At 63.5% G+C, this 23,531-nt stretch carries 18 protein-coding genes and 1 pseudogene; 10 read left to right on the top strand and 9 right to left on the bottom strand.

Features of this window, described 5'->3' with window-relative positions; genetic code table 11:
- Positions 1 to 127, bottom strand: a pseudogene (locus ABIV12_RS03350) (5-methyltetrahydrofolate--homocysteine methyltransferase); the annotation flags it as partial.
- On the bottom strand, positions 124 to 1,050 hold the full coding sequence (locus tag ABIV12_RS03345) for a metalloregulator ArsR/SmtB family transcription factor (RefSeq protein WP_348056213.1): 927 nt from the start codon (positions 1,048 to 1,050) through the stop codon (positions 124 to 126). The pseudogene ABIV12_RS03350 and the gene ABIV12_RS03345, both read right to left, overlap by 4 nt.
- Positions 1,051 to 1,158: 108 nt before the next feature.
- On the opposite strand from ABIV12_RS03345, the gene ABIV12_RS03340 reads away from it, so the two are divergent.
- Positions 1,159 to 1,962: a hypothetical protein gene (locus ABIV12_RS03340; RefSeq protein WP_348056211.1), complete on the top strand. Its 804-nt coding sequence runs from the start codon at positions 1,159 to 1,161 to the stop codon at positions 1,960 to 1,962.
- 86 nt (positions 1,963 to 2,048) lie between these two features.
- A complete protein-coding gene (locus tag ABIV12_RS03335; protein WP_348056209.1) occupies positions 2,049 to 3,209 on the top strand; it encodes an acyl-CoA dehydrogenase family protein in 1,161 nt (386 codons plus the stop codon).
- 39 nt (positions 3,210 to 3,248) lie between these two features.
- Here the strand turns inward: ABIV12_RS03335 and ABIV12_RS03330 are convergent, their stop codons facing one another.
- The 6 genes from ABIV12_RS03330 to ABIV12_RS03305 form a co-directional block, all read right to left on the bottom strand.
- Positions 3,249 to 4,970, bottom strand: a complete 1,722-nt coding sequence (locus ABIV12_RS03330) for a hypothetical protein (protein ID WP_348056207.1) — start codon at positions 4,968 to 4,970, stop codon at positions 3,249 to 3,251.
- Positions 4,971 to 5,070: 100 nt separating this feature from the next.
- Positions 5,071 to 5,826 carry a class I SAM-dependent methyltransferase gene (locus ABIV12_RS03325; protein WP_348056205.1) on the bottom strand — a complete coding sequence of 252 codons (756 nt, stop codon included), beginning with the start codon at positions 5,824 to 5,826 and terminating at the stop codon, positions 5,071 to 5,073.
- A 58-nt stretch (positions 5,827 to 5,884) separates the two neighbouring features.
- Positions 5,885 to 6,673: a lytic transglycosylase domain-containing protein gene (locus ABIV12_RS03320; RefSeq protein ID WP_348056203.1), complete on the bottom strand. Its 789-nt coding sequence runs from the start codon at positions 6,671 to 6,673 to the stop codon at positions 5,885 to 5,887.
- Between the two features lie 53 nt (positions 6,674 to 6,726).
- Positions 6,727 to 7,689, bottom strand: coding sequence for a DUF3187 family protein (locus ABIV12_RS03315; protein ID WP_348056201.1), 963 nt, complete (start codon positions 7,687 to 7,689; stop codon positions 6,727 to 6,729).
- Between the two features lie 84 nt (positions 7,690 to 7,773).
- On the bottom strand, positions 7,774 to 10,989 hold the full coding sequence (locus tag ABIV12_RS03310) for a multidrug efflux RND transporter permease subunit (RefSeq protein WP_348056199.1): 3,216 nt from the start codon (positions 10,987 to 10,989) through the stop codon (positions 7,774 to 7,776).
- Positions 10,990 to 11,001: 12 nt separating this feature from the next.
- Entirely contained in the window at positions 11,002 to 12,273 is a 1,272-nt protein-coding gene (locus ABIV12_RS03305; RefSeq protein WP_348056197.1) for an efflux RND transporter periplasmic adaptor subunit, read from the bottom strand.
- Between the two features lie 329 nt (positions 12,274 to 12,602).
- On the opposite strand from ABIV12_RS03305, the gene ABIV12_RS03300 reads away from it, so the two are divergent.
- The 3 genes from ABIV12_RS03300 (at position 12,603) to ABIV12_RS03290 (ending at position 19,567) form a co-directional block, all read left to right on the top strand.
- On the top strand, positions 12,603 to 17,555 hold the full coding sequence (locus tag ABIV12_RS03300; RefSeq protein WP_348056195.1) for an NAD-glutamate dehydrogenase domain-containing protein: 4,953 nt from the start codon (positions 12,603 to 12,605) through the stop codon (positions 17,553 to 17,555).
- 75 nt (positions 17,556 to 17,630) lie between these two features.
- Entirely contained in the window at positions 17,631 to 18,395 is a 765-nt protein-coding gene (locus ABIV12_RS03295; RefSeq protein ID WP_348056193.1) for an NAD kinase, read from the top strand.
- An 11-nt stretch (positions 18,396 to 18,406) separates the two neighbouring features.
- Positions 18,407 to 19,567: an aminopeptidase gene (locus ABIV12_RS03290; RefSeq protein WP_348056191.1), complete on the top strand. Its 1,161-nt coding sequence runs from the start codon at positions 18,407 to 18,409 to the stop codon at positions 19,565 to 19,567.
- A 126-nt stretch (positions 19,568 to 19,693) separates the two neighbouring features.
- On the opposite strand, the gene ABIV12_RS03285 is transcribed toward ABIV12_RS03290, so the two are convergent.
- A complete protein-coding gene (locus ABIV12_RS03285) occupies positions 19,694 to 20,002 on the bottom strand; it encodes a hypothetical protein (protein WP_348056189.1) in 309 nt (102 codons plus the stop codon).
- A 514-nt stretch (positions 20,003 to 20,516) separates the two neighbouring features.
- Between ABIV12_RS03285 and ABIV12_RS03280 the strand changes: the two genes are divergently transcribed.
- The 5 genes from ABIV12_RS03280 to ABIV12_RS03260 form a co-directional block, all read left to right on the top strand.
- Complete coding sequence (locus tag ABIV12_RS03280) at positions 20,517 to 21,377, top strand: DUF4124 domain-containing protein (RefSeq protein ID WP_348056187.1); 861 nt, start codon at positions 20,517 to 20,519, stop codon at positions 21,375 to 21,377.
- Between the two features lie 392 nt (positions 21,378 to 21,769).
- Positions 21,770 to 22,030: an RNA-binding protein gene (locus ABIV12_RS03275; RefSeq protein WP_348056185.1), complete on the top strand. Its 261-nt coding sequence runs from the start codon at positions 21,770 to 21,772 to the stop codon at positions 22,028 to 22,030.
- Between the two features lie 91 nt (positions 22,031 to 22,121).
- Positions 22,122 to 22,994 (top strand): pirin family protein, encoded by an 873-nt coding sequence (locus ABIV12_RS03270; protein WP_348056183.1) that lies wholly within the window; start codon positions 22,122 to 22,124, stop codon positions 22,992 to 22,994.
- Positions 22,995 to 23,016: 22 nt separating this feature from the next.
- Positions 23,017 to 23,319 (top strand): DUF962 domain-containing protein, encoded by a 303-nt coding sequence (locus tag ABIV12_RS03265; protein ID WP_348056181.1) that lies wholly within the window; start codon positions 23,017 to 23,019, stop codon positions 23,317 to 23,319.
- The coding region (locus tag ABIV12_RS03260; RefSeq protein ID WP_348056179.1) for a hypothetical protein at positions 23,320 to 23,531 on the top strand (212 nt) is incomplete at its 3' end.

Raw genomic sequence — 23,531 nt, 5'->3', positions numbered from 1 at the left:
CCTCTTCGAGGTGGTAGCTCTGCACCATCGTGCCCATCGCACCGTCAATCACGAGAATCCGCTGATCCAGCGCGTCGTGCAGCGCGGCGACGCGAGACGGATCGAGATAGGGCAATTGTCGGTTCATGGCTTCCTCGCGAGCAGGCTCAGTACTTCAAAATGCGGCGGTCGCCGTTCGCGGCTGAGACGCTCGCAGGCAATCACGTCAAGTCGCGCCGCTCGGGCGAATCCGTTCAACTCGTCGATGGTGAAGCCGAGGTTGCGGTGTTCGAACGGTTCGACCGACCTGCGATGCGCGTGTTGACCGAGCGTTGCTGCAATCAGCCGGCCTCCGCTGCGCAGCACGCGGGCCGCCTCGGCGATCACCAACGCGGGCGTTTCACTGTATGGCAGCGCATGCATCAACAGGACGAGATCGAAGCTCGCAGGCTGGAAATCGAGCGCATGCATGTCGCCGACTTTCACTTCGACGTTGGCGAATGATTTGAGGCGCTGGCGTGCCGCATCGACCACGCGCGAGCCCGCGTCCACACAGACGATCGACCGGGAACGTGGCGCAAGGAGCTCGGCGAGTACGCCATCGCCGGACGCGACGTCGAGCACGTCGCCCGTTTCCACCAGCTGGGTCATGCCTCGCGCGAGCGTTTCCCAGGTCCGTCCCGGCGAATAGTGGCGTTCCATGTCGCCGGCCACGGTGTCTGCCCAGCCCTCGGACTTGGCGCGCTTCGCCAAGACCGCCGGTAACCGCCGCTCGTCGTCCCGCAACAATGCGTCGTCGACGCTGTCCTTCAACGCACGTAGCAATGCGCTTTCTTTCAGATCGAGTTCGCCGTTGTAACGGTAGTAAGAAGACACGCCGGCGCGGCGATCACGCACCAGATCCGCGTCCTTCAACTTGGCCAGATGCGTCGATACCCGTGGCTGCGCGAGGCGAAGGACGGCCGAGAGTTCCGCAACCGTCAGCTCCTCGCGTTCGAGCAGCGCGAGAAGGCGGACGCGGGTCGGGTCTGAAAGCAGGCGCAACAACGCCGATGTGGCCGCGAGATCCAAATCTATCCTTTCATCTTGATTGAAAGATGGATGTGGAGGTTAGCCATCGTCCCTCAAGCCGTCAATGGCGTGGCGCTCCATCAGGTCGGCTCGGGCTATGCTTGCGGGATGCTTTCAATCCCCGTTGCGCGGCATTGGCCGCGCCTGTCGTTTCTGGTCGCTCTTTCGACGCTGTGTCTTGCCTCGTCGCGCGCAGGAGCACTTGAAGACGCCGAGCTCGCCAAGCTGTGGACCGCCGGACCCTTGCACGTTCCATATCGGGGCATGATGACGCCGGGTCGGAGCGGTAGCGAGTTGCTGCCATTGATCGTGTTCCTGCATGGCGACGGGCAGGACGGCACCGACAATGAATCGCAACTTGCAGGCAGTGGCAATGGCTCGTTCGAGCTCGTCGAACGCGCGCGCGCAGGGCGCATTCCAATGGTGTACCTCGCACCGCAGACCACGGACGGCTACTGGTCGCCAGACCGCGTCATGGCAGTGGTCGCCGATGCGCTCACCCGCTGGCCGATCGATCCACGCCGCGTCACTCTTACCGGCATCTCCGATGGCGGCACCGGTGTATGGGATGCGCTCAAAGCACATCCGACGTGTTTCGCGGCCGCGGTCCCAATGTCGGGCATGACCGAATCGGCGGGTCTCGGTCCGATCCGGGATGTGCCGCAATGGATCTTTCACGGGACCGACGACGACGACACCAACATCGAGACCGGCTACGGCGGCGCGATGGTCGGCTCGCGTGCCGTCGTTCGGGCGTTGCGCGCGTTGGGCGGCGAACCGCGCTACACGGAATATCCGGGCGAAAAGCACGTGATCTGGTCGCATGCCTACAGCGAACCGGCGCTGCTGCCGTGGATTCTTTCGCAGCGTCTTCGCGGCGCGCCCTGCGACTTCGCGTCCCGCATACGCTGAATCGGCGAAACCGCTAAAATCGTCGGTCCTGCGGAACGCCGCGCGCTTCCGCCAAGCCTACTGCACCATCGACTCCAGGAGATTCCATGGATTTCCGCTACTCCGACGATCAGCTGTCCATCCAGTCCGTGGCACGCGAATTCGCGCAGAAGAGGATCGCGCCGGTTGCTGCTGAACTCGACGCTGCGGCCGAGTTTCCGCTGGCGAACATCCGCGAGATGGGCCAACTCGGGTTGATGGGCATCGAAGTCCCCGAGGCGTATGGCGGCGCGGGCATGGACACGATCGCCTACGCGCTGGCGATCATGGAAATTGCCGAAGCCGACTGCGCGCACTCGACCATCATGTCGGTCAACAATTCGCTCTATTGCAACGGCATCCTGAAGTACGGCAGCGAAGAGCAGAAGCAGAAGTATGTGCGTGCAGTCGCGACCGGCGAAGCAATCGGCGCGTACGCGCTGACCGAGCCGCAGTCGGGGTCGGATGCGTCCGCGATGCACACGCGTGCGGTGAAGAACGCGAGCGGCGATTGGGTCATCAATGGAAAGAAGAGCTGGATCACGTCCGGCCCCGTCGCGCGCTACATCGTGCTGTTCGCGATCTCGACTCCGGGCATCGGTGCAAAGGGTATTTCCGCGTTCATCATCGACACGACGCTCCCGGGTTTCCATGCCGGAAAGACCGAGCCCAAGCTCGGCATTCGCGCATCAGCGACGTGCGAAATCGAATTCACCGACTACGTCTGTCCGGCGGCGGATCTCCTCGGCGTCGAAGGCAAGGGTTTCGGAATCGCAATGGGCGTGCTCGATGCGGGCCGGATCGGCATCGCGTCGCAAGCTGTGGGGCTTTCGCGTGCCGCGTACGAGGCGAGCCTCACCTGGTCGCGCGAGCGCAAGGCGTTCGGTACGCCGATCGGTGGATTCCAGATGATCCAGGCGAAGATCGCCGACATGAAATGCCGTCTTGATGCTGCGACGCTGCTGACGTTGCGCGCCGCGTTCGCGAAGATCGAGGCCGACAAGAACGGCGGACGATTCAGCACCGAGGCGTCGGTGGCCAAACTGTATGCATCCGAAGCGGCGATGTTCATCACCCACCAGGCGGTACAGATCCACGGCGGGATGGGCTACTCGAAGGAAATGCCGCTGGAGCGCTATTTCCGCGATGCCAAGATCACCGAAATCTATGAGGGCACCAGCGAGATCCAGCGGATGGTGATCGCGCGCAACGAGACAGGCATTCGCTGAGCGTTGCCTGCTCGTCGCCCACCCACACCGGGCGCGGCGTCAATCGAACCCGTTCGAAAAGACGGTGTCGGTGATCGACAGTTCGACGATGTAGCCCGTGGTCCCGCCTTCGACGTCGAGCCTCCAGCCGGAGTGAAAGGTGTCGTCGCCGTTGCTCATCGTCGTCCAGTCCAGAACCCGAAGCGTGGCAGTGGACGGCGAGATCACTCGCACCTTGAGCCGACCGGCAATTGCGGTGTTATCGGTGACCACGGGACGCACCGGCGTGTTGACCTGGAAAATTGCCTGCGTACCGGCGTCGAGTGCGAACGCATCGCTGACAGTCAGCACGTGATCGGCAAAATCGATGGATCGTTGCCATGAGCCGATGGCCGGATCGCCCGCGAACGCGGGCGTCAGGTTCGCGACAGCGTGCACGTTTCCGTTTGCTCCGGTGGTGACCGACATCGTCGACGTTGTGCCTTCGCGTTGCGGAACGGTGACGCCGTTGTGCACGAAGCGCACGACGTTGTTGGTCTCGGTGCCTTGCTGGATACCGCTCTGCGTCCAGATGTTTTCAGTCACCGCGAGCCAGCTCCCTTCGAACAGGGTGAACGAGCCCTGGTCCTGATGCGCGTGGCTTTGCAGGAACGGGCCCGCCGCGAACTGCAGCCACATCGCATCCGTGCTCCAACTGGTGCGGGCAAACAATTGGCCGGTTCCCGGAGCGACATGCACGAGGTCGGCAGGCGGCGATCCGCCGGGTCCGGCCGACATCAGGTTGTCGCGCTCGTTGAACTCACTCTGCATGTCCTGCAACGCAATCGCGTGTAGCCACCACGACGCGTGCGCCTTTGCAGTGACATCGTTGCTGACGTCGAGCGCCTCGAGCATTAGGTGCCGGTGGTAGTCGTAGATGAGCGGCTCGGAAGCGCGTGCCTGGTCGCCGATCGCGGCAGTGCGATCCAGCGTCGGCACTGTCGCGTGAATCCACCAGTCGACGCTCTCGCGCAGATGTGCATTCGCGTTGCCGATATCGCTGCCGGTCGCATCGCGCCAGATCCTGTAGAGCGCGAACAACGTGGCGTGCGACAGTCCATAGCCGCTGCCCTCCTGACTGCCGCCGCCTGCGATCGTCGCGGTGTACGCTTGCTGCTCCGGCCATTTCTGATTCTGGAGGAGCTGCGTCCACGTCGAACTGTTCGACGCCAGCGCCCAGTACATCGTCGCGCTGAGGAAACTGTAGTGGTAGTTGTTGGCGGGGTCGTCCGTGCCCCAGCCCGGCCACGCGTGCGGATGGCCGCCCCACTGGGCCTGATTGAAATTCCAGATGTTCCAGACCGCCTGTTCGGCGTAGTTGCTCCAGCGCGCACGCTGCTGCACCGTTGTCTGCGTCGGGCACCAGTCATACACGAGCGCGATGTCCTGGATCATCGGACCGGCGTGCAGGTACTGGTCGTCCGCAATGGCGGGCGCGTCGCCCGCGGCAATCGCCGCTTCCGCGGCGAGCACCTGTGCGTCGGCCGTCTGCACAGCAAGCAACGCGTAGGCCGCATTGCCGGTCAGCCGATACATGTAGGCAGCATCCGTCGCCGAGAAGCCGTAGTCCGCATCGCCTGCGAGTGCTTCGTCGACGAAGGCCTTGAAGCTCCGGAAGTGGGCCGATTGCTGATCGACGTACGAGAGATCGATCACGATCGCCGCGACGGATGGACGCGCAAGCATCCCGAAGCACAAGGCGAGCAGGACGACGATCCGTCGGACTGATGGGCAGGTGCGCATGCAAAGTGCTCCGTGCGCCGGGTGGCGCAGTCATCACTTCCAAAAACGTCCAATGGCCGCAAATCGAGACATGCGTGCTTTCACGCCGTGCGCGTGAGCCTCAGTCGACGTAGCCGACCACCATCACGCGCTTGCCGTGCAGCAGCTGTTCGTACGCGTCGGCAGGCGGCGGAAGAATCTCCACCCGCGCGAAACCGATCTTGCGCATGATCCACATCAGTGCCTCGGTGCTTGGCACCAGGCAGATGCCGGTGGTGCTGGCTTCCGGGCCGTGCGTGTCGTCGGTTTCGTCGATGATCCCGAACGATCCCTTCAGTGGCCGCACGAAGCGGTAGCTGCCGTAGTCGACCATGCCGCTCATGCCTGGAACGACTTGCGTTTCAACCACGCAGGCCTGGCGCGTGAGCGCATGTGCCTGGCGCAACGCGCCGATCGGATTCTCGAGGTGGTAGATGAGGCCGAGCATCAACACGAGATCGAATTGTCCGAGTGCGGCCGGCTCGAGCGCGTGCACATCCGACTGCTGCACGCGCAAGTTCGACAACGCGAGCGCATCGCGCATCAGAGTCGTGTCAGCGACGTGCTCGGAGCGGGCATCGATGGCGAGGACGTCGTCCGCCTTCCACTGCGCCAATTTTGTCGCAAACCAACCCTGGTGGCACGCGATGTCGATCGCGCTGCGCCCTGCGAGCGTCCCGCCAAACCGCGCGTCGATGACCGTCTGCAACATCGCGAGACGACTGGTGTGGATGCCATCGAGCGCACCGTCGTCGTAGGTCGAGGTGATCGTGCCGTTGGGCAGCTGGAACCGGTAGAACCAGGTCTTCTCGAGGATGCGTTGTTCGATCGCGCTCATTGCGGGGGCCGGAAATGCAAACCGCGATTCTAGCGGGTCGGGCCGCGTGTCGGCGCGTCTACTGGGCGGCTTGCAGCCGCGCGGGCAGCGGCTTGAGGCCCATCGCCGTCCGATAGCGCGCATGCAGAAGCTGCACCTTCGCCACGTAGTCCTGCGTCTCGGCGTACGGCGGCACGCCGCTATATTGCGCAACCGCACCGGCACCTGCGTTGTAGGCGGCAGCAGCCAGATCGAGATCGCCTTCATAGCGCATCGCAAGCGACTTGAGCAGCTTCGCACCGGCCAGGATCGATTCACCGGCGAGGAAGGGGTTGTGCACGCCGTAGTCGCCGATCACATCCGGCATCAATTGCATGACGCCTTTGGCGCCCTTGTCGGACACCGCGTTGGCGTCGAATGCACTCTCCGCGTGCGCGATCGCGCGCAGCCACGCTTCGTCGACGCCGGTCTTTTTCGCGGCTGCCTTGAATTCGTGTGGGAACTCGGTCATTCGTGGTCTGCCGACCTTGCCGAGTCCTGCGTGCGCAGGCGATCCCGCGGGCGTGGCAACGCTGAAAGCGAGCACTTTCGATGATCCGGCAACGTTGCGCGTGCTGTAGACGGTCTTCCCATTCTCCGCGCGCTGATAGAGGGTGCCGCGAACCATGCCCATCGAACCCCACAGGTTGGGGACCGCAGCGGCGCTATCGTCAAGCTGCTTGGGAAAACACTGCGCTCCGGGATCGGGCGCTGTCGCGAGGCTGACCGTGCCGTCCAGTACGCAGCGGTAGATGGTCCGCGCGTGCGCGGCGCCCGACAGCGCGAACACCAGGGCAATACATGAAACCGTCAGCACCAGAATTCTCATTGCGGCGATTGTAGAAGATGCGCCTGAACCGCAATCTCCTCCATGTGCGTGCTTCAGAGCGACAGGCCGACGAAGAAGGTCACGTCCTGGGAATGGCGCGGAACCGCATCCTCGACAAGCCCTGCACGCAACGTCCATCCGGTGCGCGCATGCCATGCCGAAGAAACAGCGAGTGTCGCCGCCGATTGAAGAAACGGGATGTCCGACTCGTACAGCGCGGAGTGCCACTGAAGTTGAGCCGCGACCTCCCAGCCGGGCAGCAGCGAGAAGCCGACCTTTGCGTCGGCAAACGGAACCGTGTCGTTGACACGGTCGGAAAGCAGTCGCGAATTGCCACGCTGCATGACACCGACTCTCGCGCCCCACGGGACACGCGACAGAGGGTCGGTCGACTGCACCGCAACCCACCCGCTGACATCGACTGCGCGATCGTCAACCAGCGGACTCGCGTTCGATGTCGGCAGCTTCAGCGTTGCACCGTAGAGCCACTCATGGCCCTCGTCCGATCGTCGATAGGCGACATCGAGCAAGGCCGGTGTCACCGCATGAAGCGTGCGATCAAGCAGGACTCCGGGGCCGCGACCGTCGCTGTACGCGATCGTGTGGCCGTCGGTGCCGAGACGTCCGCGATCGCCCGCACTGAAACCGAATGCGCGGTGGTAGTCCTCGAGGAACGAGTCGAGGAATCCGTTGCCGAAGGAGGTCTCACCAATCGTCGCGCGGGCGATCCAGTGCTCGCCGAATGCGCGGGTGACGAACACGCGGATCTCATGGATCTCTGCGTCGTACACCAGATGTTCGGCGTCACGGTCGAAGGCAAGTTCGGTATTGCTCGCCGATGCGATCGCGTCGACCCGCCAGCTGTCCGGGGATGCCGACGGTGGAACGAAGGGAAGGCCGCTCGCGGCGACAAACGGATTGGCATCGCGATAGGGCTGCCAGGATGTGGAAATCTGATCCGCAGCATGGACGAATGACGGCACGCAGATGCACGCCAGCAGAGCGGACACGTGCATTGCAAAACGCCCGGTACGAACCGGGCGCCTGCACGACGTAACGAGGACAGAGTTCGTCATTCCGTTCCGCATTGATTCCCGTGATCAGGCATGACCGGGTTCCGGCTGCGCGCGCACCACCGGCGTACCGTCCTTGGACGGGCCATCGAGCTTGTCGCCCAGCAAACGCCGCACGACCACGTAGAACACCGGAATCAGCAACACGCCGAGGAAGGTCGCCGCGAGCATGCCGCCGATGACGCCGGTGCCGATCGCATGGCGCGCATTTGCTCCTGCTCCGGTCGAGATCGCGAGCGGGAGCACGCCGAGGATGAACGCGAACGAGGTCATCAGGATCGGACGCAACCGCAATCGCGCAGCGTCCACCACCGCCTCGCCCAATGATCGGCCGGCACGTTGCTCCGCGACCGCGAACTCGACGATCAGGATCGCGTTCTTTGCCGCGAGTCCGATGATCGTGACGATGCCGATCTTGAAATAGACATCGTTGGTCAAGCCGTGAAGATCGGTTGCAACCACAGCGCCGAGTACGCCGAGTGGTACGACGAGCAGAACCGCAACAGGAATCGACCAGCTCTCGTACAGTGCCGCGAGGCACAGGAAAACGACCAGTATCGACAACGAGTAGAGCAGCGGAGCCTGGTTGCCGGAGATGATCTCCTGCAGCGACTGGCCGGCCCAATCGAAGCCGAAGCCGCTCGGCAAGTCCTTGGTGATGATCTGCTGCATGGCATCCATCGCTTCGCCGGAACTGCGCCCCGGGGCCTGCGACCCGACGATCTCGATGGCCGAATAACCGTTGTAACGAACCAGACTTGGCGAGCCCATCGTCCATTCGGTGTGGACGATATTGGACAGCGGGATCATTGCGGGCGTGGTGGCAGCGGACGACGGAGACGAAGCGACGGTCGCCGTGCCGGTGAGTGCGCTGTTGGTCGCCTGCGAACTCGGAACGAAGAAGCGGGCGAGAGCGTCCTGATTCATGCGGAACGCGGTATCCGCCTGCATGTTCACGCGCAGCACACGACCTTCGTAGAAGAAATCGTTGACGTAAACCGGCGCGAGCATCAACTGGATGGCCGTATAGACGTCCGACAGCGAGAGCCCCATCGTCTGCGCCTGCACGCGATCGACCTTCAGGGACAGCTGCGGAGTGTCCTGCAGTCCGTTGGGCCGGACGCCGGTGAGGACATTCGTTTCGCCATTCGCCTTTCCGAGCAACACGTTCTGTGCGTTGACCAGAGCCTCGTGGCCTGCGCCGCTGCGGTCCTGCAGATACAGGTCGAAGCCGCCGAACTGGCCAAGGCCGTTGATCGTCGGCAGGTTGACCACGAACGCCTGCGCGCCCTGGATGCCGCCGAAGATCGCGCCGTTGAGCTGCTGGATCAGCGTCGCCGCATTCTCCTCACGGTCGGCCCATGGCTTGAAGCGGAAGAATGCGAGGCCGACATTTTCGCCCTGGCCGATGAAGCTGAAACCGGCCACCGTGACGACGCCCTCGACCGCCGGATTCTTGCGGGCGATGGTGTCGATCTCGTGCATGACGGCATTCGTCCGCTCGATCGTTGCACCGGTTGGCAGCTGGATGATGCCGAGCGCGTAGCCCTGGTCCTCTTCCGGCAGGAAGCTTCCGGGGAGTCGGGCAAACAACACGCCGCAAATCACCGTGATGACGAGAAACACGCCCATCCACAGCCACGCATGGCGGACCGCGCCGGTGACGTGCCCGGTATACGTTTTCTGCGTCCAGTCGAAGGCGTCGTTGAACTTTCGGAAAACGATGTTCTTCTTCACGTTGTGGATCGGCTTGAGGAAGCTCGCGCACAGTGCGGGCGTGAATCCCAGTGCGAGGAATGCCGACACGGCGGTGGAAATCGCGATCGTGAAGCAGAACTGGCGATAGATCGCGCCGACGCTGCCGGCCTGCAGCGCGCTGGGAATGAACACCGCCATCAGCACGACCGCGATCGCGACCACGGCCCCGCTGATCTGCTCCATCGCCTTGCGCGTCGCGTCCCTCGGGCTGAGACCTTCCTCGGCCATGATGCGTTCGACGTTCTCGATCACCACGATCGCATCGTCGACGACGATGCCGATGACCAGCACCATGCCGAACAGGCTCAGCTGGTTGATCGTGAAGCCGACCGCGTACATGCCGAGGAAGCCGCCCATCAGCGCGACCGGGATCACCAGCGTCGGGATGATCGTGATGCGCAGGTTCTGCAGGAAGATCAGCATCACCAGGAACACCAGGACGATCGCCTCGACGAGCGTCTCCACGACTTCCTTGATCGAGATCGTGATGAAGTTCGAGGTGTCGTAGGGAACGAACCACGACACGCCCGGTGGGAAACTCGGCTGCAATTCGGCAAGTTTGGCCTTGACCGCCTTGGTGACTCCCAGCGCGTTCGCGCCGGTGAGCAACTGGACGGCGAAGCCCGCAACCGGCTGACTGTTGTAGCTGACGCTGTGGCCGTAACTGAAAGGCCCGAGCTCCACGCGCGCGACATCCTTCAGACGCACCGAGGTGCCGTCCCTGTCGGTGCGAAGGATGATGTTCTCGAATTGTTCCGGGGTGGAGAAGCGCCCCTGGGCAACAACGGTCGCGGTGAATCCGGTCCCGTCGCTGGCGGGTTCACCGCCGAGCGATCCGGCGGCGACCTGCACGTTCTGGCCGCGCACTGCATTCAGCACCTGCGAAGCGGACAGGCTGTAGCCGTGCAGTTTGTCCGCGTCCAGCCAGATCCGCATCGCGTATTCCGAACCAAACTGCGTCGCACTGCCGACGCCGGGCACGCGCTGGATCTGGTCGAGCACACGCGAGGCGAGCAGGTTGTTGAGTGCGTAGGAATCGAGGGCGCCGTCATCCGACTTCAACATGCCGACCATCAGGAAGCCGGCGTTGACCTTTGAAACGACCACGCCTTGCTGGGTGACTTCGGAGGGCAGACGTGGTGTCGCAAGTGCAACCTTGTTCTGCACCTGCACCTGCGCAATATCCGGATCGGTGCCCGGTTCGAACGTCAGCGTGATCGACGCCGCACCGTTTGAACTCGAGGTCGAGCTGAAATACGAAAGGTGGTCGATGCCGTTGAGCTGCTGCTCGATCACCTGGGTGACCGTCTTCTCGACGGTGCTGGCATCGGCGCCCTGATAGCTGGCGCTGACGGCGACCTGCGGCGGCGCAATGGCCGGATACGATTCGATGCCGAGGTTGGTGATCGCAATCACGCCGCCGAGCGTGATCAGGATCGCGATGACCCAGGCAAAAATCGGCCGGTCAATGAAAAAATTGGGCATGGGAGGGTGTCCTCAGCTCTGGCCGGACGCAGGTTTGGCATCAGCTGCCGGCTTGTCACCCGCCGGCTTGCCCTCGGCTGGCGCGCCCTTGGGCTGTGCAGCTCCGGGCGCATTCGCCGGAGCGGCGCCGCCCGGACCATTGCCTTGATCGGGTTGCCACGGCGAAGCTTTCGCCGGCTCACCCGGTTTGACCTTCTGCACGCCCGCGACCACGATCTGATCGCCGTCGGTCAAGCCGTCGGTGACGACCCAGCTGTCGCCGCGCAGGCTGTCCGCCTTGATCCGTTTCTGTTCCACCTTGCCGTCGGGGCCGACGACGAAGACGAACGCGCCATTCGTGTCGCGCTGCACCGCCAGTTGAAGAACCAGCCATGCGTGCTTGAGTTCGCCCATGGTGATGCGCACGTTCACGTACATGCCGGGCAGCAGTTTGTGCTGCGGGTTGGGAATCACGCCACGCAGGGTCACCGCGCCAGTGGCTGCATCGACCGACGCAGCCGAAAAATCCAGCGTGCCCGGATCGGCGTATGGCGATCCGTCGGGTTGCAACAGTTCAATCTTCACCTTGTTCTGGTCGGCGAGCTCGACGCTACCGCTGGCCGCAGCGCGACGCATCTCGTCCAGCGTGCCGACGGCTTGCGTGAAGTTGACGTAGAGGGAATCGATCTGATCGATGGTGGTGAGCAACGTTGCCTCGCCTTGGCCGACAAGCGCACCTTCGGTCACCTGCTGCTGGCCCGCACGCCCGGAAATCGGAGCGGTGACGTTCGCGTAACCGAGGTTGATCTTGGCCGAGTCGACGGTCGCTTGCGCCTGCTTGACGGTCGCAGCGGACGTGCGTTCGGCCGCAGCGGCATTGTCGATGTCGGCCTTGGAGATCAGGCCCTTTGCGCCGACCGAGCGCGCGCGGTCTGCGGCGACATGGTTGTTCCGGTAGGTGGCCTGCGCCGCGGCGAGATTCGCGTTCTGCGCGTTCACGATCGCGCGCAGCGGCGCCGGATCGATCCGGAACAGCACGTCGCCTTCCTTGACGTCGGTTCCTTCCGTGTAAACGCGCTTCTGCAGCACTCCGGCGACGCGCGCCCGGACGTCCGCGCTGCGGATCGGCGATAGTCGTCCGACGAGATCCTGCACCAGAGGCAGGGACGTGGCTTTGGCGATGACGACGCCCACGTCTGGAGGCGGCATCTGCTGCTGTTGTGGAGGTTTGGACTTGCCACAACTCGTGGAGAGCAGAGCGAGCAGGACCACGCCGGTTCCGGCCCATGCGTTATGCGACTTCATCGTGAAGGCTTCCTGTTCTCTTCAATGCGGACGGGTGCGATGGTGCAAACGCACATCAGCGCGACTATACCGCTCAGTACAGGAACAGTCACTCATCCGCTGCCTGCGTCGGCGTCGGGGAATGCGCGATCGAGGCGACCGCATGATCGGATGTCCGCCCAGTTGCATGAGTCGTACTCCGTCGATTCGCAACCGCTCTTCGGAAAGTGCTTTGCGGGATTCCCGGCAAACCGCTTCGCAACGCCATTTTCCGGCCCTCGATGTGGATTACTCCAATCGTGCGGCGTATCCTTCGCGCCCCTGTCGCAACCTCCTTCACGGACCTCTTCATGAGTTCTCAAGGCGCCGTCTCCGGCACCCCCGTCGATCCGATTCTCGCCCACCAGTCCAACCATTTCAGCGGCTCGCAGCTGCTTGAAATCCAGGCATTCACGCGCGAATTCCTGCGCCGCGTTCCCGACGAAGACCTGAGGCTGCGTGAGGCACCCGAATGGGCGGCGCTTGCGCGGAGCGTGCTTGAATTCGCCACCGAGCGGGTCGCCGGGATCGCCAAGGTGCGGGTGTTCAACCCGCTGTCCGGCGAAAGCGGATTCGACGTGACACGCACGATCGTCGAAGTGGTGACCGACGACATGCCGTTCCTGGTCGATTCGGTCGGGATGGCGATCAATCGCGCCGGCCTGCAGATCCGCTCGGTGATTCATCCGGTTTTCCGCGTAGAACGCGCGTCCGACGGTCGACTGCTGCGCTTCACCGAAGCCGACAGCGCGGTTGGCGCAGCGGAGTCGGTCATGCATTTCGAAGTCGACCGTGCGTCGGAGAAGAGCGCGCTCGACGGACTCGGGAAGTCGGTCGTGGACGCCCTGGAGGACGTGCGCGCAAGCGTGACCGACTGGACGTCAATGCGCACGTCGATGCTCAACGTCGCCGACGAGCTTGCGCGTCACCCGATGCCGGTGGATGCCGCCGGCGTCGCCGAAGCCCAGGCGTTCCTGCGCTGGGCCGCCGACGAAAACTTCACGTTCCTCGGCTGCCGCGAATACCGCGTATCGAAGATCGCCAATGATGAGGTGCTGCAGGCGGTCGACGGCTCGGGTCTCGGCATCCTGCGTGGCTCGGAACGTTCGGTCGCGCCGCGTTCGCTGCGCACGCTGGTCGCAAAGAGCCTGCCGCAGTCCGGTTCGATGGACGCGATCATCCTGACCAAGACGAATGCCCGATCGGTGGTGCACCGGCCGGGCTACATGGATTACATCGGCGTGCTGCGCTTCGACGAAGCGGGCGTGCCGATCGCCGAGCAGCGCTACCTCGGACTGTTCACCACCAATGCGTACATGGCGCGGCCGCAGGATGTGCCGCTGGTGCGGCGAAAGGTCGACTACGTGCTGCAGCAGTCGGGACTGCGCCGCGATTCGCATTCGGGCAAGGCGTTGCGCCACGTGCTCGAACTGCTGCCACGCGACGAACTGTTCCAGTGCAGCGAGGACGAGCTCTACGACATCGCGATCGGCATCCTCGCGCTGCGCGAGCGGCCGCGCACGCGGCTGTTCGTCCGCCGCGACAAGTACGGACGTTTCTACTCCTGTCTCGTCTACCTGCCACGCGACCGCTTCAACTCGGATGTGCGCTCGCGCATCGAAAACACGCTCAAGCAGGCGTTCAATGGTGAACGCATCGATTCGGCGATCCAGATCGGCGAATCGCCGCTCGCACACCTGCATCTGGTCGTGCGACCCGACCCGGGTCACCATGCCACCTACGATGTGGCCGACCTTGAGCGCCGGATCGAGCACATCGTGCGCAACATGCACGATGAGTTGCGCGACGCATTGGTGCGCCGTCATGGCGAAACGCAGGGGATGCAGCTTGCCCTCGGCTTCGGGCGCTTGCTTCCCGCCGCCTACATCGAGGAAGTGACGCCAGACTTCGCTGCGGCCGATGTCGACATGGCAACCAGTCTGCGCGGCGATGACGACCTTCGCCTGAGCCTGTACCGCTCGCATCGCAAGGACGGCATCCTGCACTTCAAGGTGTTCCGCCACGGCGGGGCCATCGTGTTGTCGGACGTGATTCCGCTACTCGAGAACATGGGCCTCAAGGTCCTCACGGAGCAGTTGTACGAGATCGACGATGGCACGCGTCCGCTGTACATCCAGGACATCACCGTTCAACCGGCGACGCGCTGCGATTTCGATATCGACGCGGTTCACGAAGCGTTTCAGACCGCGTTCGACCGCACCTGGCGCGGCGCGGCCGAGAACGATGCGTTCAACAAGCTGATCCTCGGCGCGCAGCTCGACTGGCGCCAGGTGAGCATGCTGCGCGGCTACTGCAAATACCTGCTGCAGATCGGCGTGACGTTCTCGCAGTCGTACATGGAGGAGACACTCAACCGCTATCCGGCAATCACCGGCCTGCTGGTGGAGTTGTTCGAAGCGGGTTTTGATCCTGCTCGCGAAACTGCGGGCAGCGAATTTATCGCCGCGGCCGCCGAGCGCCTGTCGAAAGAGCTGCGCACACTGGTCGCCGAGGATATCCAGAAGGCCCATCCGAAACTGATCGACGACCTCGTATCGGCGCGTGCAGCGCCGCGCGCGCAGCAGATCGGCGCAATCGTCGCAACGATCAAGGCGCTGCTCGACCACGTCGCCAGCATCGACGAGGACCGCATCCTGCGTGCGTACCTCGGTGTCATCGGCGCAACTCTGCGGACCAGTTACTTCCAGTCGAAAAACGACGAGCCTGCCCACACGATCAGCTTCAAGTTCGATTCGGGCAAGGTGCCAGATCTTCCCAAGCCACGGCCGTATCGCGAGATCTGGGTGTATGGCCCGCGCGTGGAAGGCGTGCATCTGCGCTTCGGTCCGGTCGCCCGCGGCGGTTTGCGCTGGTCCGACAGACGTGAGGATTTCCGCACGGAAGTGCTCGGCCTGGTCAAGGCGCAGATGGTCAAGAACACCGTCATCGTTCCGGTCGGATCGAAGGGCGGGTTCTTCGTCAAGCATCCGCCGGCAAGTGGTGAACGCGATGCGGTGCTCGCCGAGGGTATCGCCTGCTACAAGATGTTCATCAACGGGTTGCTCGACATCACCGACAACCTCGTCGATGGCGACATCGCGCATCCGAAGGGCGTCGTTCGGCACGACGGCGACGATCCGTATCTGGTCGTTGCCGCCGACAAGGGCACGGCGACGTTCTCCGATATCGCGAATGCAATCAGCAACGAGCACGAATTCTGGCTTGGCGATGCGTTTGCGTCCGGCGGATCGGTCGGCTACGACCACAAGAAGATGGGAATCACCGCAAAAGGCGCGTGGGAGTCGGTGAAACGACATTTCCGCGCGCTTGGGCGCAATTGCCAGTCGGAAGATTTCACCTGCGTCGGCATCGGCGACATGTCCGGCGATGTGTTCGGGAACGGCATGCTGCTGTCGCCCCACATCCAGCTGGTGGCCGCGTTCGATCACCGTCACATCTTCCTCGACCCGCACCCGGACGTGGCCGCGTCGTTCCGTGAGCGCGCGCGAATGTTCGTGCTGCCACGCTCGTCATGGGCGGACTACGATCCCAGTCTGATTTCGACCGGCGGTGGGGTCTTCGCACGCAACGCAAAGACAATTCCGGTGTCTCCCGAAATCTGTCAGGTGCTCGGCATTGATCAGGCGACCGGCCAGTTGACGCCGGCCGACCTGATGAGCGCGATTCTCAAGGCGCCTGCCGATCTGTTGTGGAATGGTGGCATCGGAACGTACGTGAAGTCGGAGAGCGAAACCAACGCGGATGTCGGCGATCGCGCGAACAATGCGCTGCGCGTCAACGGACGCGATCTTCGCTGCAAGGTGGTGGGCGAGGGCGGCAACCTCGGGTTCACCCAGAAAGGGCGCATCGAGGCAGCCCAGAATCAGGTGTTGCTCAACACCGATTTCATCGACAACTCGGCAGGTGTGGATACCTCGGACCACGAGGTCAACATCAAGATCCTCCTCAACGACGCCGTGCAGCGTGGCGAGTTGACCACCGACCAGCGCAATGTGCAGCTTGCAGCGATGACCGACGAGGTCGAGCGCCTGGTGCTGTCGGACAACTATCGTCAGAACCAGGCGATCACCGTGATGGAGCACATGTCGGTGCACCGGCTCGGCTCGAACGCCCATTTCATCCGGACGCTCGAAGGCGAGGGCCTGCTGGATCGACAGATCGAATTCCTGCCGTCGGATGCCGAACTCGCGGAACGCAAGTCGCGTCACCAGGGACTGACCCGACCCGAACTCGCCGTGCTGCTGTCGTACTCGAAGATCAAGCTGTTCCAGCAACTGCTCGATTCGGATGTGCCGGAGGATCCCTACCTCTCGAAGGAACTCATCCGCTATTTTCCGGAACCGCTGCGCGAAACGTATGCAGAACACATGCAGCGTCATCGGCTCAAGCGGGAAATCATCGCGACCGTCGTCACCAATTCGATGGTGAACCGCATGGACGCGACCTTCGTCCTGCGCATGCAGGAAGACACCGGGCAGCCGCCTGCTTCGATCGCGAAAGCGTATTCCGCGGTTCGCGAAGTGATGGACGCGCGCGGGATCTGGGCGGAGATCGAGGAGCTGGATGGAACGGTCGACGAGGCGGTTCAGGTCGATGCATTGCTCAAGGTGTGGGACCTGCTGCGCAACCTGACACGCTGGCTGCTCAATCACCGCGGCGTCGGCCTCGACATCGCCGGCATCGTCGAACGCTATTCGCCGGGCGTCGCCCAGCTTCGCGCCGCACTCCCAGATGTGCTCACGCTCATCGGCCGCGCCGATTACGACGTCGATGTCGAGAAGTGGCAGGGGCTGGAGATTCCGGCGATGCTTTCGCAGACGCTCGCGGCGATTCCGGTGCTCGGTGTCGCGCTCGACATCGTCGAGGTGGCGCTCGAAAGCGGACGCCCGATCGATCGTGTCGCGTCGGTGTTCTTCGAACTCGGCCAGGCGCTCGACATCGACGGCCTGCGTCGCCAGATCGAGAGTTTGCCGGTGGAAAGCCGCTGGCACGCACAGGCGCGTGGCTCTTTGCGCGATGAACTCGCCTCGCAGCACCGCGCTCTGGCTGCGCAGATCCTCGCGGGCACGACCGATGCAGTCGCACATCCGGTTGCGCGATGGCTGGAAAACGCGGACACCACGCTGAAATTCACCCTCGGCATGCTGGACGAGATCAAGTCGCAGAAAGTCGACTATCCGATCGCGTCCGTCGCGTTGCGACGCTTCGCGCAGCTTGTGCAGGCGGCGGCGAAGGTGGGCTGAGCGGCCTCGCATCGTGGTAGTTTCAGGGTCGTCCTCGACATTCTTGCCGGGGCGAACCGCGGAGGCTTCAAACCGATGAACCAGCGCATCGCCTTCGTGGCCAGTCCGACCGACGAAGCGCAGGCGGCCCACGCAGCCCTTGTCGCACTCCATGGGGATGCGCCGCTGGATCAGGCGGAGGTCATCGTCGCGCTGGGCGGCGACGGTTTCATGCTGCGCACCTTGCACCGGCACATGGCGCGTGGACTGCCGGTCTACGGGATGAAACTCGGCACGATCGGGTTCCTGATGAACCAGCAATCCGTCGACCCGTTGCCCGAACGCCTTTCACGCGCGCAACCGACCGTACTGCGACCCCTGGTCATGGAAGTGGCCACCGAAGCGGGAAGCGCAAGTTCCGCACTGGCATTCAACGAGGTCTCGCTGCTGCGCCAGACCAAACAGGCCGCGCATGTGCGCGTGTCATTGAACGGTGTCGTGAAACTCGAGGAGCTGATCTGCGACGGCATCCTGGTCTCGACGCCCGCCGGTTCCACCGCTTACAACCTGTCGGCGCACGGACCCATCCTGCCATTGGGATCGCATCTTCTTGCATTGACGCCGATCAGTCCGTTCCGCCCGCGTCGCTGGCGCGGCGCGATCCTGCCTGCCGTCACCGAAGTCAGGTTCGAGATCCTCGATCCTTACAAACGACCAGTCAGCGCGACAGCCGACTCGAGCGAAGTCCGAGACATCCTCGAGGTGGTTGTGCGGGAATCGGCCGAGCGAACGATGACGCTGTTGTTCGATCCAGAGCACGGCCTCGAGGAACGCATCCTCAACGAGCAGTTCGAACTGTAGTCGATGCGTTGGTGACACTCATCCGTTTTTCGTCACGCGGCGCCCGCGTCACTCGCAGGACGTTGGTCCGCCTTGCGGCCTGCGCGGCGCTGTTGTCCGCGCTGGCGGCGTGTTCGACACTGCGTTACACCGCGCACGTTGCGCGAGGCCAGCTTTCATTGCTGGCGCATCGGCAATCGGTCGCCAGAATCATCAACGATCCGGGTGCGGATGACACATTGCGAACGCGACTGCGGCAGGCGCAGGCAGCCCGGGTGTTTGCTTCAGATCAGCTGGCTCTCCCGCGCAACCGAAGCTACACGACCTACGTCGACCTGCATCGCACCTCGGTCACCTGGAATGTCTTTGCCGCACCCGAGTTCTCGGTCGAACCGATCGAGCACTGCTTTCCTTTCGCCGGGTGTGTGGCCTATCTCGGCTTCTTTGATCGCGCCCGAGCCGACGATGCGGCAGCGGCGATCCGCGCGAAGGGAAACGATGTCGCGGTTGAAGGAGCTGCCGCGTATTCGACCCTGGGCTGGTTCGCTGATCCGATCCTGTCGAGCATGCTGCGCTGGGACGACGACGAACTCGACGGCGTGATCTTTCACGAGCTCGCCCATCAGCGTCTGTATATCCAGGATGACACGGCGTTCAACGAGTCGTTTGCCACGTTTGTCCAGCAGGAAGGACTGCGTCAGTGGCGCGTGAGTCGCGGAGAGGAGGTGACGGGATCGCATGCCGATGGATTCGACCGCGCCGTCACCGAGCTCGCGCTGGAGCTTCGTGAACGATTGCGGGGCATCTATTCCCGCTCCCTCCCGCCGGACGACATGCGTGCGCAAAAAGCAAGCGGAGTGGCTGCATTCCGGTTGCGATTTTACGCTCTGCGCGACGGTCGATGGGCGGGGGACACACGCTACGAACGCTGGGTGGCGGGCCGCGTCAACAATGCAAGCCTGGTCCCGTTTGGACTCTACGATCGCTGGACGTCCGCTTTCAGCGCGATCTTCGAACGCGCAGGACACCGATGGGCACCATTTTACGACGATGTGACCGCACTATCGCATTTGCCGAGGATGCAGCGCGATTGCACGCTCATCTCGCTGTCGATCCAAACGCGCTCCAGCGATGTCCCTTCCACGGACTGTCCGGACCAGGATCCAGGCGGAGGGGCAACTCTAAGCCACTGAGGTTGCCGATTGGACCGCTGCGGTGCGTTGCTCCGTCTCGCCGCTGGTCAATATCCGCCGCTGCACTGGCACTGGGCTCGTTAACGCTCCCAATGATGGTGCAGCGACTGAGCAACCATTCAAGCGTTAGCGTGCGTTCGACCAGCGCGCGTATTCGGCTTTGGAGACCTTGCCGTCCCGGTTCGAATCAGCATGAATGAAGTCATTGGCGAGCAATGGGTAAGCCGCGGCCTCATCGGCGGTGACAAACCCCTTGCCGCTGCCGTCGAGCGACGAGAATGCAGGAGCGGGCCCAGCAGACTGCGGACCGGGCTGGCTCGAACGGACCGTCAGCTTCCCGTCCGCGGTGTCGTAGGTTGCCTGGCTTCCGTCTTGGGCGAACGATGAAATGCTGGTGGCCGCAAGCAGCGAGAAAACAGCGAAGCGAAGCGTCATGGTATTCACCTGGGTTGCGCAAGGTCGATGGGACCACCCGCGGCTCGTCACGGTGATGAGGAGCGCGCGCGTGCTGAAACTCGGATCATCCTCGTCATACTCTTAACCGCTGCGAACTCCCGGCGCGCCGCTGTGTTCGCAATCCCCTCGTGTATCGTCGATTCGCTCCCACCGGATGTCTCGAGTGTCTTGCTCTCGTTGTAATCCATCGCCATCGGTTCGCGGACGACTTTGCATGCCGGCGGCAGTCTTGGCGTGTCTTGTCCTTTGCGCATGTGGTTCCGATGTCGGGGACGGCAAGGATCCGTCGCGGGCGATCGCAGCTCCTCCCCCGGTGCATGTTCCTGCAACCATACGGTCGCCGGCGATCAACCTCGCGAACCTCGCACCGCCACCCGCCAATGGACGCCGCTCCGTCGTGAGCGTTGCGCACAGCTTCAACGCACTGGCAGGCGAACAGCGGGAAGGCTGCCTCGCCCACTCAACCGCGGACTCCTCAGCTCGATCGGTCGCCGTGCATCGGTGGACCGACGCCGCAGGCATCACGCACTATTCCGACCAGCCGCCGATCAATGGCGCGGTCGATCATCGCCTGATCGAGGTGCAGGGCCTTCCGCCAGTGGTCGTCCAGGCGTCTGGCGAAGATGCCGATCTTCCTGCGGAAACGCAGCAGCGCGCAGTGATGGACGCACTTGGCGTGCAGCGGGTGATGCGCGATGTGCTCGGTGTCGGCGCGCCGGCCGGTGTGACGCTGCGGGTGGTGCTGGTGCGTTCCCCCGAAACCTATGCGCGCCTTGTCGCCGAGCCGGCGCTTGCATCGTCCGCCGGCGCGTATTCGACAGCGACGCGCACGATCCATGTGCGGATGCAGGCGCAGGAAGAGGGCACGTTCGCGGTTCTTCGTCACGAGATCACTCACGCGCTCGTGCACGAATCGATCGGTAACCTGCCGACGCCGATCAACGAAGGCCTGGCTGAATATTTCGGGCGGTATCGCGTGCGCGGGTTTGGCGGTGAAGTGGACGTTGGTGCTGATCGCAGCGCGTTGATGCGCGCCGCGCCCACCGGAAACGCCACGGATGCATTGGTCGATCTGCTCGCGCGCGATGGCGCCGCCTTTTACGGCAACGCGTCCGGTACATCCGAGCGGGAACAGCGCTACCTTCGCGCCTACGCACTGGTCGCGTTGTTGATGCGCGGCGCGCCGGAACGGGCAGCTCTCTCTGCAATTCTCCAGCGGCAGCGGATGGCGCCCTGCGTTCCCGTGTCGACCGAACGCATTCTGGACGAGCGATATCCCGGCGGGCTCGCTGCGCTGACGACCGACTGGCTGACCTTCATGCGCAATCCATCGGACGCGATTCGCACATACTGATGTGTGAGTCGCGGTCACGATCCTCCGACGTCGCGCCAAGCCATGTCGCCACGCGCCGGCAAGTCAGGTAAGCTCACGCGCTTTGCCCGCCGATCCGCTCTGCATTGCAATCCGGGTTTGCGCGTCTTCCGTTGAGCTGCGGACGCGCAGTCCATCCGGGCATGCAACGGATGGAACCTTCGCAATGCCGGTGGCAGCGTCTTGTCCTGTTCGTGCCACGACGGATCCGTTGTCCGGCTGCGCGCTGGACGGAACGGCGCAGTGATCTTCCGATGGTTGGGCTGGTCGCGCGAAGACGGTCTGTTGAAATTTGCGGTTATTGCCTCATTGAGAGGTTTCGAAAACGTTTGCCGGACGCTTCGTATCGGCGATCACGGTCAAGGAGATGAAAAATGCTGACCCTCAACGTGCGTGGCTTGCCACGTAGCGCCACCGAGAATTCGGTCAACGAGCTGTTCGGAAAATTCGGTCGCGTGCACAAGCTCAAGCTTGCGACGGATCCATTCAAGAACGAGTGCAAGGGTTTCGCCGAACTCGAGATGGAAGGCCACGAGGCACGCGCGGCCATCGCCAGTCTCGACGGTTCCACGCAGGACGGTGCCACCGTTCGTGTCGGTCTGGCCAGCGATCGCCCGCAGCGCGGACGCCGCTGATCGAGCGCGCCGGTTGTCCGGCGCGCCCGCGTTTTCACGTCCGACGTGGTTGCTGGCATCATGGGGATATCCTTGCCCCTCGTGATGGCCGATGTCCGAGCAAACCGCGCTACTGATCGAACCACGACTGCACGACCTGGGTGACGGCTTCACGGTCCGACGATTGCTGCCGTTTCGCCTGCGGCGCAATGTCGGCCCTTTCGTTTTCTTCGACCACATCGGTCCGGCCGCTATTGCGCCCGGGCGCGGCCTCGACGTGCGACCACATCCGCATATCGGGCTCGCCACCGTCACTTATCTGTACGAAGGTGCGCTGACGCACCGCGACAGCCTGGGTCGCGATCAGGTCATTCGTCCGGGCGACGTCAACTGGATGACCGCCGGGCGCGGCGTCGTTCATTCCGAACGCACTCCGGCTCCGGAACGGGCACGCGGACATCGGATGCACGGCATCCAGACGTGGGTCGCGCTGCCACGTGAGTTTGCCGAAACGGCGCCCGAATTCCTGCATCACGAAGCCGATTCGCTGCCATTCGCGGATCGGGACGGGGTTCGGCTGCGGGTGATCGCCGGGCGCGCATTCGATCTGGAGTCTCCCGTTCGCGTGTTCTCACCGACGTTGTACGTGGACGTCGAGATGCAAGTCGGCAGCCGCCTCGTCGTTCCGCCGGAACACGCCGAGCGCGCAATCTACGTGGTCTCCGGTGATGTCGATGTGGATGGCGTGGGTGTCGCTCCGACGCACATGCAGGTCCTGGCCGACGGTGACGTCGAGGTGCGCGCGACCAGCACGGCGCGTGTCCTGTTGTGTGGAGGAGCTCCGCTCGATGGCGAACGCATCCTGTGGTGGAATTTCGTCGCGTCGAGTCAGGAACGTATCGATCAGGCCAAGGCGGATTGGCTCGGACAGCGCTTCGGCGACGTTCCGGGTGAGGCGGAATTCATTCCGTTGCCCGAGCACTGATCCACCGACACGGGACAACCTCATGTCGAACCGCTTGCGCTTCCGCGAGTTCTATCCGTTCTATCTGGCCGAACATGCGAATCGCATGTGCCGCCGCTTGCACTTCGTCGGTACGACGCTCGTGCTGTTGACACTCGTGACCGCGCTCGCAACAGGTCGGCTGCAGTGGCTGTGGCTGATGCCGTTGTTTGGCTACGGACTCGCGTGGGCAGGCCATGCCCTGTTCGAGAAGAATCGACCGGCGACCTTCCGGCATCCGTTCTACAGTTTCGCTGGCGACTGGGTGATGTACTGGGACATCCTGCGCGGTCGCGTGCAGCTCTGAATGACAGACACGCGCGTCCCGGCGAATCCCGCAAGCGGTCGCCTGCGCCATATCGATGCGTTGCGTGCGCTCGCGGCGTTGCTCGTGCTGTGGCGGCACGTGGGCGACGCGTACGTGCACGTGGCCGCTCCGGCACGCACGTCGGGAGCGTGGCTGCGCGACGTGGCGGCCACGTTCGATGCCGGCAACGTCGGCGTCGTCGTGTTCTTCCT

Source organism: Dokdonella sp., assembly GCF_039926425.1.
GTDB lineage: Bacteria > Pseudomonadota > Gammaproteobacteria > Xanthomonadales > Rhodanobacteraceae > Dokdonella_A.
The sequence above is the reverse complement of the archived record's forward strand: the minus strand, read 5'-3'. Positions and strand labels throughout refer to the sequence as shown.

Coding starts and splice junctions, on each gene's coding strand:
- ABIV12_RS03285 (WP_348056189.1), bottom strand. CDS start 20,002: ATGACGCTTCGCTTCGCTGTTTTCTCGCTGCTTGCGGCCACCAGCATT.
- ABIV12_RS03300 (WP_348056195.1), top strand. CDS start 12,603: ATGAGTTCTCAAGGCGCCGTCTCCGGCACCCCCGTCGATCCGATTCTC.
- ABIV12_RS03270 (WP_348056183.1), top strand. CDS start 22,122: ATGTCCGAGCAAACCGCGCTACTGATCGAACCACGACTGCACGACCTG.
- ABIV12_RS03340 (WP_348056211.1), top strand. CDS start 1,159: ATGCTTTCAATCCCCGTTGCGCGGCATTGGCCGCGCCTGTCGTTTCTG.
- ABIV12_RS03325 (WP_348056205.1), bottom strand. CDS start 5,826: ATGAGCGCGATCGAACAACGCATCCTCGAGAAGACCTGGTTCTACCGG.
- ABIV12_RS03310 (WP_348056199.1), bottom strand. CDS start 10,989: ATGCCCAATTTTTTCATTGACCGGCCGATTTTTGCCTGGGTCATCGCG.
- ABIV12_RS03335 (WP_348056209.1), top strand. CDS start 2,049: ATGGATTTCCGCTACTCCGACGATCAGCTGTCCATCCAGTCCGTGGCA.
- ABIV12_RS03275 (WP_348056185.1), top strand. CDS start 21,770: ATGCTGACCCTCAACGTGCGTGGCTTGCCACGTAGCGCCACCGAGAAT.
- ABIV12_RS03330 (WP_348056207.1), bottom strand. CDS start 4,970: ATGCGCACCTGCCCATCAGTCCGACGGATCGTCGTCCTGCTCGCCTTG.
- ABIV12_RS03315 (WP_348056201.1), bottom strand. CDS start 7,689: ATGCACGTGTCCGCTCTGCTGGCGTGCATCTGCGTGCCGTCATTCGTC.
- ABIV12_RS03265 (WP_348056181.1), top strand. CDS start 23,017: ATGTCGAACCGCTTGCGCTTCCGCGAGTTCTATCCGTTCTATCTGGCC.
- ABIV12_RS03305 (WP_348056197.1), bottom strand. CDS start 12,273: ATGAAGTCGCATAACGCATGGGCCGGAACCGGCGTGGTCCTGCTCGCT.
- ABIV12_RS03320 (WP_348056203.1), bottom strand. CDS start 6,673: ATGAGAATTCTGGTGCTGACGGTTTCATGTATTGCCCTGGTGTTCGCG.
- ABIV12_RS03295 (WP_348056193.1), top strand. CDS start 17,631: ATGAACCAGCGCATCGCCTTCGTGGCCAGTCCGACCGACGAAGCGCAG.